Origin of the sequence: Dubosiella newyorkensis (genome assembly GCF_001945605.1) — a bacterium.
GTDB classification, from domain to species: domain Bacteria; phylum Bacillota_I; class Bacilli_A; order Erysipelotrichales; family Erysipelotrichaceae; genus Dubosiella; species Dubosiella newyorkensis.
Window position 1 is genome coordinate 44861 of record NZ_MPKA01000060.1, and the last position, 12270, is coordinate 57130.

Genomic DNA, 12270 nt, shown 5'->3' on the forward strand with positions numbered 1-12270 from the left:
TTAATAAGAAAGAAGAAAGGTATTTATTATGAAGTCAATGGACCGTGAAGTAAATGAATTAGATTTTATAAATATAGTTTCCACAATAGGGGTTGTGTTTTTACATGTTAATAACTGTTTTTGGTCTTTTTCATCTACAGAAAGATATTGGGCAACAGCTAATGTGATTGAAAGTGTTTTTTATTTTGCGGTTCCTTTATTTTTTATGTTGTGTGGAGTTACTTTGATTGATTATAGATATAAGTATTCAACAAGAGACTATATTAAAAAACGATTTATAAAAGTTTTTATTCCTTATATTTTCTGGAGTATTATCGGTATTATATGGACACATCTTATATTCTCTACAAATCAGGGAGTGTTTAAGATATCTTTAAAAGAATTTATAAATTTATTACTTAGTGGTAATGGAATCAGATATTTTTGGTTCTTTATACCTTTGTTTATGATTTACATCTCAATCCCCTTTATAGCATTTCTAGAGCAGGATAAAAAACTAACAGTATTTAAGATTTATATCCTTTTTTATATAGTAATGAATGCTGCTCTTCCTTTTTTTAATAATGTGTTTCAGTTAGGCTTGAATTTGACTCAGTGGAGAATTCCGATTTTAGAAGGTTTTATGGTTTATCCTTTACTTGGATATGTGATCAACAATATTCAACTAACAAAAAGGTTTAGACATATAATTTATTTTATTGGCTTGTTTTCATTAATATTAATTATTTTTGGGACCTATTATGAATCAATTAAGATCAATGCAATCAATGAAATTTTCAAAGGTTATTTAAATTTACCATGCATTTTATATTCTTTATCAATGTTTTGCTTTTTAAGAGAAATATTTCCAAAAATTAAGAATAATAAAATGGTTTATTTATTTATAAAATGGTTACGTCCATATACATTTAGCATATTTTTAATTCACTTTTTCTTTTTAGATAGTATTGAACGTTTCCTAAGTATTGACCAGCGCTCTATTATATATCGATTAATAGGTCCATTTGTAGTGATAATATTATCGGTATGTTTTGCTTATATAATTCGATTGTTTAAATATGGTAAATTTATTCTCCCAAAATAATTTGATAAAATTTTGGAAATTTAATTATAGAATGGTTTAGATTATTTTAAATAATTTGTTTAGAGTTGTTTTTTTTAATGAAAACGAAATCTTGTTTTTATATGAATCAAAAGGAGAATTGAATGAAAGTAGTAATTTTAGCTGGTGGATTTGGAACGAGAATTAGTGAAGAGTCGTATTTGAAACCCAAACCGATGATTGAAATAGGCGAAAAACCGATTTTATGGCATATTATGAAGTACTTTTCGCATTTTGGTTTTAATGAGTTTATTATTTGTTTAGGATATAAAGCTCATAAAGTTAAAGAATTTTTTGATGATTATTATTTGTATACATCCGATATAGAATACGATTTTATTAATGGAGAAAAAAAAGTTCTTTCGAATACGGCTGAACCTTGGAAAGTAACATTAATTGATACTGGTCTTCATACTATGACTGGCGGAAGGTTAAAGAGAGTCAAAGATTATATTGGAGATGAGCCGTTTATCATGACTTATGGAGATGGTGTGGCAGATGTTGATCTTTTAGATTTGATTGATTTCCATAAAAAAGGGAATCGTTTAGCCACAATAACAGCTGTTCAACCTGGAGGTCGTTTTGGGGTGCTTGATTTAGCTAAAGATGGTCAAATCAAACGTTTTCGAGAGAAATCGGTAGAAGATGGTGGATGGATCAATGGTGGTTTTATGGTTCTAGAACCTCAGGTGCTTGATTATATTGATGGAGATAAAACGACATTTGAAAGAGAACCTTTAGAAACAATTGCTAGCGAAGGGAATCTAGATGCTTATAAACATTATGGATTTTGGCAATGTATGGATACGATGAAAGATAAACAGCAATTGGAAGAACTGTTTGAAAAAGGAGAAGCCCCATGGAAAGTTTGGCAGGATTAAAAAATTTTTATAAAGGAAAAAAAGTTCTTTTGACAGGACATACAGGATTCAAAGGATCTTGGTTATGTGCGATCCTTCATTATTTTGGTGCGCAAGTCGTTGGAGTTTCGTTAAAGCCAAATACTGTTCCTTCTCTTTATGAGGTTGGAAATATAGACTCTCTTGTTTATTCTTATATTTGTGATATTCGGAATTTAAAGGAATTACAGGAAATATTTGAAAGAGAACAACCGGAAATCGTTTTTCATTTGGCTGCTCAACCTATAGTGCTTGATTCATATACTGATCCTGTCTATACATATGAAACGAATGTGATGGGAACTGTTCATGTTTTGGAGTGTATTCGAAAAACATCAAGTGTGAAATCTTTTGTCAATGTTACGACTGATAAAGTCTATCAAAATAAAGAATGGGAATGGGGATATCGTGAAATTGATCGATTGAATGGATATGATCCATATTCGAACAGTAAATCATGTTCTGAATTAGTTACTGACTCATATACTAAGTCTTTCCTGAATGATTTAGGAATCATTGTTTCGACTGCTCGGGCTGGAAATGTGATTGGCGGAGGTGATTTTGCTAATTTCAGAATTATTCCAGATTGTGTGCGGGCCATGGAGGAAGGAAAGGAGATCGAAGTTCGAAATCCAAATTCCACTCGTCCGTATCAACATGTTTTGGAGCCCTTATTTGCATATTTAATGATTGCGCAATCCCAATATATGGATGCCGATAAAGCGGGAAATTACAATATTGGTCCTGATGAAACGGATTGTATCACAACTGGAGAATTGGCAACGATTTTCTGTGAAGAATGGAGAGATGGAGCTAAATGGCATGCGATTGATTATAACGCTCCACATGAAGCAAACTTTTTAAAATTGGACTGCTCAAAATTAAAAACCACGTTCGGGTGGAAGCCAAGATGGAATGTCAGAGAAGCGGTTCGAAAAACGGTAGAATGGTCTAAGTCGTATTTTGCAGGTGAAAATGTATTAGACACTATGCAAAAGCAGATTAAAGAATATATGAAGGAGGAATAATAAATGTTTAAGAATAAAACAGAACAGGAAGCAAGAGCGGAAATTCTTCAATTGGTTAGTGAGTATTGTGATGCTTTTCATAATCAAAATAAGGAATATCAGGAAGGAGATCGAATTCCTTATGCTTCTCGTGTTTATGATCATGATGAAATGGTCAACTTAGTCGATAGTTCCTTAGATTTCTGGTTGACTTCTGGTCGTTATACAGATGAATTCGAAAAGAAACTAGCAGAGTATTTAAATGTACGATTCTGTTCATTGGTCAATTCGGGATCAAGCGCAAACTTGCTTGCCTTCATGACGTTGACATCTCCTCTTTTGGGAGAGCGTCGTGTAAAACGCGGAGATGAAGTAATTACAGTTGCGGCAGGTTTTCCAACGACTGTGACTCCAATGATCCAATATGGAGCGGTGCCAGTTTTTGTTGACGTTACGATTCCTCAATACAACATTGATGTGACAAAGCTTGAAGAAGCGTTAAGTCCGAAAACAAAAGCGGTTATGATTGCCCATACCCTAGGAAATCCTTTTGATTTAAAGGCGGTAAAAGAATTCTGTAAAAAGAATAATTTATGGCTAATTGAAGATAACTGTGATGCTTTAGGATCTACTTATACGATCGATGGAGTAACCAAGCAAACTGGGACGATTGGCGATATCGGAACATCAAGTTTTTATCCACCACACCATATGACGATGGGTGAAGGTGGAGCTGTTTATACAAACAATCCGGTTTTAAATAAAATTGCCCGTTCTTTCCGGGACTGGGGAAGAGATTGCGTTTGTAATCCGGGACAAGATAATATGTGTGAACATCGGTTTGATCGTCAATATGGAGAGCTTCCATTAGGATATGACCATAAATATGTATATTCCCACTTTGGATATAACTTAAAAGCAACTGATATGCAGGCAGCAATTGGGTGTGCACAGCTTGAAAAATTTCCGTCTTTCGTTGAAAAAAGAAAAGAGAATTTTAGAAGAATGCGCTCTCAATTGGAAGGGCTTGAAGAATATTTGATTTTACCTGAAGCGGCTGAGAATTCTGATCCAAGTTGGTTTGGCTTTTTGATCACATGCAAAGAAGGCGTTGATCGTAATGCGCTCGTTCAATATATCGAAGATCATGGTGTGCAGACACGAATGCTTTTTGCAGGAAACTTAACCAAGCATCCTTGCTTTGATGAAATGCGTAAGAATAAAGAAGGATACCGTATTATTGGTGATTTGACAAATACCGATCGAATCATGAACGAATCGTTCTGGGTAGGATTGTATCCTGGCATGTCAGAAAAGAAAATCGATTACATGGCGAAAGTAATTAGAAACTATTTTGAAGAAAACTAACTTCAAAATAGTTTTCGTTTTGTAATGAGGAAATTTATGAAGAAACAAAAAGCTATTATTACCGGTGGGACCGGGATGATTGGAATTGCATTGATTCGATGTTTATTAACAAACGATATAGATGTAACTGTCATTGTAAATCCAAATTCCAATCGTCAATCCGTTTTAAACCAGTTTAACACGATTAAAATCGTACAAAAAGATATAAGTCATTTGAAAGAACTAGGTGATGTCTTACCTCATGATTATACGTACTTCTTCCACTTAGCGTGGATGGGGACATTTGGTGATTCTAGAAATGACATGTATCTGCAAACAAAAAATATTGAATATACTTTAGATGCAGTTAATTTAGCTAAGGCATTAGGATGTGAAGTGTTTTTAGGGACAGGATCTCAAGCTGAATATGGACCGGTAAAGGAAAAAATGAGTGCAGAAACTCCAACCAATCCTGTCACAGGATATGGAATCGCAAAATTATGTGCAAATAGAATGAGTCGGATATATGCTCAATCTCTAGGACTTCGCCATATATGGGTTAGAGTATTGAGTGTATTTGGTCCATACGATGGTCAGGGAACAATGGTTATGTCAGGGTTGAAGAATATGTTAGCCGGGCATGAAGGAAAATATACCAAAGGCGAACAAATGTGGGACTATCTTTATTGTGAGGATGCGGCTCAAGCGCTTTATAAGGCAGCAAAAAAAGGAAAAGACGGAAAAATCTATCCATTGGGAAGCGGTGAAGTAAAGCCTTTGAAAGAATATATTGAAATCATGAGGGATAATGTAGATCCCAATCTTTCATTAGATTTTGGCAGTGTTCCTTATTATCCTAATCAAGTCATGTATATGTGCGCTGATATTGAGGATTTAAAAAAAGATACTGGATTTGAGCCTGAACATACATTTGATGAAGGCATAAAAAAGACAATTCAATGGATCAAGGAAGGTGATTAAATGAAAAAAATCAGTGTTTTGGTTCCTTGTTATAACGAAGAAGAAAATGTCATACCAATGAGTGAGGCGTTGACAGTGTTGTTCAGAGAACAATTGCCTCAATATGATTATGAAGTTGTCTTCATTGACAACTGTTCGACAGATACAACTCGAGAAAAATTAAAAATGATATGTCGAGGGGATTCAAAAATCAAAGCAATATTAAACGCAAAAAATTTTGGCCAGTTTAATTCACCTTATTATGGCATGCTTCAAACGACAGGAGATTGTGTAATTTGTTTATGCTGTGATTTTCAAGATCCTGTTGAACTTATTCCAAAGTTTATAGAAGAATGGGAAAAGGGATATAAAATCGTTTGTGGTGTAAAAACACAAAGTGAAGAGAATAAATTCGTTCGCTTTTTAAGAACTTGTTATTATAAAGCAATCAAAAAAATGTCGGATGTAGAACAAATTGAACATTTTACAGGATTTGGTCTTTATGATCGCTCTTTCATTGAAGTTTTAAGGGATTTAAAAGATCCAACTCCATTTTTAAGAGGAATCGTTGCAGAATTGGGACCTAAAAGGAAAGATATTCCTTATACCCAAGCAAAACGCCGAGCCGGAAAAACTCATAATAACTGGTATAGTTTGTATGATGCTGCCATGTTGAGCTTTACATCGTATACAAAGATTGGATTGCGTATCGCTACTATCGGGGGCTTTATTATTTCGATGATCAGCTTTTTGATTGCGATCGTTTATCTCATTTTAAAGCTCATTCATTGGAATACATTCCAAGCGGGGATCGCACCGATTCTTTTAGGAATATTCTTCTTTGGATCATTGCAGCTTTTCTTTATTGGACTGGTTGGAGAATATATCATGAGTATGAACACTCGGATCATGAATCGACCTCTTGTGGTGGAAGAAGAGAGGCTGAACTTTTAAGGAGATGCTATGAAAGAACTAAGGATAAATTATAAATCAATAAGGCTTGGTTCTTTTCTGTATCTGTCTCTTCCTGTTGTGTTATTTTTTATAGGCTTTGTAAAATGGAACATTGCGCTTCCCGCGATTCTTTTTATTGGATGGATTGTTTTTAAGCTGGGAAGAGAAAAGGAAGACTCTCGATATGTAACGTTTAAAATAAATACTTTATTGATTGTTATTTTTATTTTTATTCTTTGGGCTTATTTTGGAGGACAAGGTGGATTATTTTATCAAACAAGTGATTGGAATGAACGAAATGCGATTTTTAGAGATTTGATTCAATTTGATTGGCCTGTTTACTATCCAAAAACAGATACGATGTTGACTTATTATATTGGTCATTGGCTTCCAGCAGCAGGTATGGGCAAAGTAATCAATATTTTATCTTCTAATCGTGTGCTCGCCTTTCAAATCGGAAATCTATTTCTTGCGTTATGGACTATTATCGGGGTTTTGTTTACTTACTTGTTGATGATAATTTATATTCAACCAAAATCAAAAAATTTAAAGTGGATTATTCTAGTCGTCTTTATTGGTTTCAGCGGTATGGATGTAATTGGATGTATTCTTGAAAAATGGAACTGGCAAACATTTATGGAATGGATGCATTTGGAATGGTGGTCGCCAGGCTATCAATTTAGTTCTAATACTACCGATCTTTTTTGGGTTTTTAATCAAGCTATACCAGCTTGGGTAGCAACCATGTTATTTTTGAATGAAAAATCTCCAAAACATTATGCATTCATCATTGGTTGTCTTTTGTTAGCGGCTACTTTTCCGGCAGTTGGCCTTGCGGTTTTGATGATTGGAAAATACATAGGCGATTTAATACGAGTGATTCATTCCAAATCGCAAAAAAATTTTTTAATAGAAACTTTATCTGTCTCTAATATTGGATCTGTTCTTCTTTTAGTTCCTACTATCCTTTCTTATTTATTGATGAATAGCGCTATTGGAAAGACGAAAGAGAATACTTATGTTTTGTCAGACCAGCTACATCTTACTTCAACAATGAAGGGATTGATAATCGTAATGAGTATTGTCGCATTGATTGGATTGATCTATATATGGATAAAAAGAAGAGAAGTGCAAAAACAAAAATCTTTAAGATTTATTTTAGGTTCATTAGTTTTGTTATTGCTTTTAATTGGGATGGTCATCACACATCCAGAGACTCGAAGAATTTATTTTGTTTTTTTGACTTTAGAATGTGGAATATATTGGCTTTGTTTAGCTCCAGATTTTGCAAACCGTTATTTATATTATTTAATCGCAGGAACTTTGTTAGTATTTCCTATGATTCATATAGGAACTTCCATTGATTTTTGTATGCGGGCATCTATTCCAAGTTTAATTATCTTGACCACTTTATGTGCCAAGAAAATATGTGACTGGATCTATAACGGAAAAAGATTTAATGGAATACAAAATGCAAGTACTATTTTACTCATAGGTTTTCTTTGTATAGGTAGCATTACACCTATCGTGGAAGTGGGAAGAGGAATTTACAAAGCAACGGAATCGGGGACAACAAGTCTTCAAGCAGATCAAATCAAGTCATTAAACAAATATCATGAGACAGGAAGAACCTACTATAACTTTGTGTCTGAAGATTATAAAAATAAGTTTTTTTATAAAAATTATGCAGTGTTGAGGTAGAAATGGAAGTGTAAAGTGAGGGAAATGATAAAAAAAGTGAATTGGCAAAAGCAGATAAAACAGTTATGGATCATTAATTTATTTTTTCTGATATTTTATATGAGTGCTATTTATAGTTCTAGTTGGAAAGTAGTAAGAGCCAATTGGATGATGTTAGAGGGAATTTTAATTATTGGAAGCATAGTTGCTTTATCTTATAAGCTAGGAAAATTTAAAATAGAAAAGAATTTCGAAATAGAAAAAATTATAAAAAAGAATTGGTTATTCTGCTTAATTTTTTTAGGAAGTATTCTTATTAGAATCTCTCAACTTACTGGTGGAATTATTTGGGATGCAGGTGAATATTATGGTCGACTAATTACTGCAACGGAAAAGTTTGACTTTTCGTTAACGGCTTTTTTGGATAATTTTAATTTAGCAAATCACCCTAATTATGGATATACCTTTTTCACAGGTATTGGAGAGTTTTTATTTCCTAGAAAAGTTTGGGGAGTGAATTTGGTAGTTTTAATTTTAACAGCATTTGCACTTGTTTTTTTATATAGAATATTTAACAAATATTTAAAACTAAATAAAACGACATCTTCTCTTTTGTGTGGTTTATTTAGCTTCTCACCATTAGTTCTTGGTACCAGTGGATACTATAATCCAGATTATGGAATTGCTTTATTTTTTATATTTATAATGTATTTTTTTCTCGAAAAAAAGTATATTTTATTTACATTTTGGAGTATTTGTTTTGTATTTACAAAAGAAGTTTCAGCGATTATATATTTTTTCTTTATTGTAGGCATTCTAATGGCGAAATTTCTCGAAAAAAAAGATGAAAAGGTTGGAAATAGTTTTTTTATCATCTTTAAGAATCCAGTTATATATATATCTATCATAGTTGGTTTGTTCTATCTTGGATATATGAAATATATTGGAGGAATAACTAAATGGAAACAAGTAGAGGGAGCTGGAAGTAATTTTACTTGGAATAACGATGGTTTTAATTGCTTTGGGTTTAATAGAGAATACGTAATCCTTAAGTTTCAGCAAATGTTTATTGAAAACTATAGATGGATTATTATTATCCTGGCTTTCTTTGGATGTTTACTGATTCTTCTCTTTAAAAAGAAATTGAATTTATCCGTCAATAAGTATTTACTTTTCAGTATTGTTTTAAGCTTACTTAGTTATATTTGCTTTAATTGTTTATATATTACATTTGCTTTAGTTCGTTATAATTATATATCTGATCTCTTAATTATTATAGTTTTAGGAATGATAATTAGTGAAATTTCAAAATTAAAGGCAAAAAACATTATAAATGGATCGCTGATAATGATTTGCGTTATTTTTTGTATAGAGAGTTTTGTAACGACAGATCCAATTTCTAAGGCTATTTATCCATTTGTGCCTACGAATTCTATTAGTATGATTTATCCCGGATACTTAGAAAAAGAAATTTATTATGGGGATAATTTAGTTTATAACAACCAATACTCTTTTCTTTCAAAAAGCTATAATCAATTTTTAAAAAATATAGAATATGATGAAAAGAAGATGGTGGCTTTTCCGGGGAACTTTGATGGTAGTCAGATAAACGGAAATGGCGAAATATATCAAGTAAACTGGGATAAAAAGAACTCAAGAAGAACGTTTGAGAATCTTTCTGATTCGGTAATTCCGATTAAAACGGAAAATTTGGAATCAATTCTTTCTATTAAAAAGAAAAAAGATATGCCAGAAGAAGTAGTAGTTCCTTTTATTCCTTACTTCTATTGGAATTTAGGTAAAAACGAAGTAAAAGAAGAAATGAAGAAAAATTATGAATTGATTTTAGAAGGAAAGACAGAAGGGATTCAAGGGAATATAGAATACCAATACTATAAAAAGAAATAGAGAAGAGAGAGGTAAATATGAACGAGTCAAAAACTTCTAAAAATGTAATCTATAATACCATAGGGACATTCTTTTATTTCTTTTGTCAATGGTTGACAACTATTCTTGTAGTCCGAATAAGTGGGTATAAAGATGCGGGTATTTTGTCGATTGTGATTTCTTTTACAAATATTTTTTATTTCATAGCTTTATTTGGCGTTCGAAATTTTCAAGTTACAGATATTAATCATGAGTTTACAGATCGGGATTATTTTGATTCGAGACATATTACATCTGGAATAGCTCTAATTCTTTTTGTGATTTCATTGTTTTGTATACGATTTAGTCATATAACAGTAATATGTTGTATTTTTTATATGATATTTAAAGTTTTTGAAGGATATACAGATGTGATTTTTGGGATTTGGCAAAATCATGATGGATATATTGAAATCTTGGTTTCCTATATTGGAAAAGGAATTTTAACGATTGCTGGTTTCTGTATTGGATTATATTTATTTAATTTGCCAATTGCGATTGCGATTCAAGCCCTTCTATATTTCTTATTTATTGCATTGTATGACGGGAATCAAATAAAGAAATTAGTAAATGATTTTGAAGTAAAGACAAATCAATCTAAAAAGATGCTAATTCCGTGCGTACCTTTAATGATTTATGGATTGATCGTACCTTATTTGAATTTTTTATCTCGATATGTGGTGGAATTAAAATTTGGAACAGAGATACTCGGTTATTACTCTTCTATCACAATGGTTTTTACCGTGATGAGTACATTAATGGGATCTATTTTTGTAACAGTACTTCCTAAAATCGCTTATTTATATCAGACAGGAAACTATAAAGAACTGAATAAGTTTATTTTGTTAGCAAACCTAGGAATTGTTGGATTTGGCGTTTTATGTGTAGGGTTAGGAATCGTATTGGGAAATTTCGTATTTTCTATTTTGTTTGGTAAGCAAATTCTTGATTATATGTATTTGTTAACACCAACAATTATTGCTTCTATAATCTTATCTTTAGTTTCTTTGACAAGCTCTATTATGATTTCTTTTCGAAAAAATCATTTAATGCTAATGATAAATATAATTGGTGTTGTATTGTGTACGTTGTTTATTTCATTTATAGTTGATTCTTTTAGCTTGGTCGGTGCTTTGTATGCATTGATTTTAAGTCTCGCTATTATATATATTATTTTATTTATAATTATTGAATTTGAGATCGCTAAAAAGAAAGGATACATCTAGTGAATTGTTTGAATTTAAGATCTATAGTAAAGAAAGGCGATTTATCTCTTAAAAAAAAGAAAGTTTTTTTTGGAATATTATTAGCTCTTTTTGTTATTCTTTATAATTTTATATGGATTGATAAAACATTTACAATGTCTGAAGGTTGGGCGCAATTCTATAACGGTTTACTTGATCAAGGAAAAATACCATATAGAGATTTTTATTTTCATCTGCCTCCTTTGAATTTATTGAATGATTATATCATATGGAAATTATCTTTTGGATACTTTATTATCTATCGAATGTGGAGATTGGCGGAGAGGATTCTAATTGTAGAGATAATGTATTATCTTTTAATTAAAAAAGTGAAACCTAGTATTGCTTTTGTAGGTTGTTTTATGGGTGCCGTATTTGGGAGTGCTACGGTATTTGATTTAGGAGGAGATTATAACCAACTTCAGCAATTGTTAATCGCTCTAATAGCCTATACTCTTATTAAATATATCGAGAATATAAAAATTCCGAAGAAGAAATATGGTTGGTGTATAGCAACAGGAATTATCGGCGGATTAATGTTTTTGACAAAACAACCATTAGTTTTAGCAAGTCTTGTTTGTTTTGGTATAATGATGGTTTTCTTATGGATTTTAAAAATTGATAAAAATATTTTCAGAACGATTTTTTTTGTGGTTTTAGGAGCATCTATACCGTTATGTATAGCAGGAGCATATCTTATTAATAATAATGCAATCCACGATTTTATTTATCAAGTTTTTCAAGATACTGGCTCTAAGGGATCGCTTTATGAAATTGTATTTGGAAGAATTTTAACGACTATAAAAAATAATATTTTTGGAATATTGAGTTTAATTTTTTGCATTCTTTCCTATTATATGTATATAAACCAGAATCAAATAAGAAAAAACTATGCATTCATGTTCGGAATTTTAGGAGGAATATTTGGAAGTTATTATATTTGGAATACAGGAGATGTAGCAAAAAGAGTTATATTGTTTTTTTTGTTAATGACACTTCTTGTTTCTTTTTTAACATTAAATAATATATAGATTATCCTAAATAATCCGCCTTTGCTCAAATGACTTGTTCAAATCATTTAACACTTAAACAATAAAGCGTTTCAATAATAAAGATAGATAGAAAGAAGTGTATCTCTATGAATCCAGCTT

General features: G+C 31.6%; 10 protein-coding genes. All 10 read left to right on the forward strand.

Annotation, left to right across the window (positions count from 1 at the left end):
• The first annotated feature begins 28 nt into the window (after positions 1 to 28).
• The 10 genes from BO225_RS05275 to BO225_RS05320 all read left to right on the forward strand — a co-directional run bounded on the left by BO225_RS05275 (position 29) and on the right by BO225_RS05320 (position 12150).
• Positions 29 to 1084 (forward strand): acyltransferase, encoded by a 1056-nt coding sequence (locus tag BO225_RS05275; protein ID WP_076341226.1) that lies wholly within the window; start codon positions 29 to 31, stop codon positions 1082 to 1084.
• Between the two features lie 122 nt (positions 1085 to 1206).
• Complete coding sequence (gene rfbF, locus BO225_RS05280; protein ID WP_076341227.1) at positions 1207 to 1983, forward strand: glucose-1-phosphate cytidylyltransferase; 777 nt, start codon at positions 1207 to 1209, stop codon at positions 1981 to 1983.
• The gene (gene rfbG, locus BO225_RS05285) at positions 1962 to 3029 is read left to right on the forward strand and encodes a CDP-glucose 4,6-dehydratase (protein WP_076341228.1); all 1068 of its coding nucleotides are present in this window, start codon (positions 1962 to 1964) and stop codon (positions 3027 to 3029) included. Before rfbF ends, rfbG begins: the two co-directional genes overlap by 22 nt.
• A gap of 3 nt (positions 3030 to 3032) precedes the next feature.
• Positions 3033 to 4376 carry a lipopolysaccharide biosynthesis protein RfbH gene (gene rfbH / locus BO225_RS05290; protein WP_076341229.1) on the forward strand — a complete coding sequence of 448 codons (1344 nt, stop codon included), beginning with the start codon at positions 3033 to 3035 and terminating at the stop codon, positions 4374 to 4376.
• Positions 4377 to 4412: 36 nt separating this feature from the next.
• Positions 4413 to 5336, forward strand: a complete 924-nt coding sequence (locus tag BO225_RS05295) for an NAD-dependent epimerase/dehydratase family protein (protein WP_076341230.1) — start codon at positions 4413 to 4415, stop codon at positions 5334 to 5336.
• Entirely contained in the window at positions 5337 to 6269 is a 933-nt protein-coding gene (locus BO225_RS05300) for a glycosyltransferase family 2 protein (RefSeq protein WP_076341231.1), read from the forward strand. It begins immediately after the preceding gene.
• 9 nt (positions 6270 to 6278) lie between these two features.
• Entirely contained in the window at positions 6279 to 7970 is a 1692-nt protein-coding gene (locus BO225_RS05305) for a hypothetical protein (protein WP_076341232.1), read from the forward strand.
• 24 nt (positions 7971 to 7994) lie between these two features.
• Positions 7995 to 9857 (forward strand): hypothetical protein, encoded by a 1863-nt coding sequence (locus BO225_RS05310; RefSeq protein ID WP_076341233.1) that lies wholly within the window; start codon positions 7995 to 7997, stop codon positions 9855 to 9857.
• A 17-nt stretch (positions 9858 to 9874) separates the two neighbouring features.
• The gene (locus BO225_RS05315; RefSeq protein ID WP_076341234.1) at positions 9875 to 11101 is read left to right on the forward strand and encodes a lipopolysaccharide biosynthesis protein; all 1227 of its coding nucleotides are present in this window, start codon (positions 9875 to 9877) and stop codon (positions 11099 to 11101) included.
• The gene (locus tag BO225_RS05320) at positions 11101 to 12150 is read left to right on the forward strand and encodes a hypothetical protein (RefSeq protein ID WP_076341235.1); all 1050 of its coding nucleotides are present in this window, start codon (positions 11101 to 11103) and stop codon (positions 12148 to 12150) included. Before BO225_RS05315 ends, BO225_RS05320 begins: the two co-directional genes overlap by 1 nt.
• The last annotated feature ends 120 nt before the right edge of the window (positions 12151 to 12270 follow it).

Coding starts and splice junctions, on each gene's coding strand:
- BO225_RS05275 (WP_076341226.1), top strand. CDS start 29: ATGAAGTCAATGGACCGTGAAGTAAATGAATTAGATTTTATAAATATA.
- rfbF (WP_076341227.1), top strand. CDS start 1,207: ATGAAAGTAGTAATTTTAGCTGGTGGATTTGGAACGAGAATTAGTGAA.
- rfbG (WP_076341228.1), top strand. CDS start 1,962: ATGGAAAGTTTGGCAGGATTAAAAAATTTTTATAAAGGAAAAAAAGTT.
- rfbH (WP_076341229.1), top strand. CDS start 3,033: ATGTTTAAGAATAAAACAGAACAGGAAGCAAGAGCGGAAATTCTTCAA.
- BO225_RS05295 (WP_076341230.1), top strand. CDS start 4,413: ATGAAGAAACAAAAAGCTATTATTACCGGTGGGACCGGGATGATTGGA.
- BO225_RS05300 (WP_076341231.1), top strand. CDS start 5,337: ATGAAAAAAATCAGTGTTTTGGTTCCTTGTTATAACGAAGAAGAAAAT.
- BO225_RS05305 (WP_076341232.1), top strand. CDS start 6,279: ATGAAAGAACTAAGGATAAATTATAAATCAATAAGGCTTGGTTCTTTT.
- BO225_RS05310 (WP_076341233.1), top strand. CDS start 7,995: ATGATAAAAAAAGTGAATTGGCAAAAGCAGATAAAACAGTTATGGATC.
- BO225_RS05315 (WP_076341234.1), top strand. CDS start 9,875: ATGAACGAGTCAAAAACTTCTAAAAATGTAATCTATAATACCATAGGG.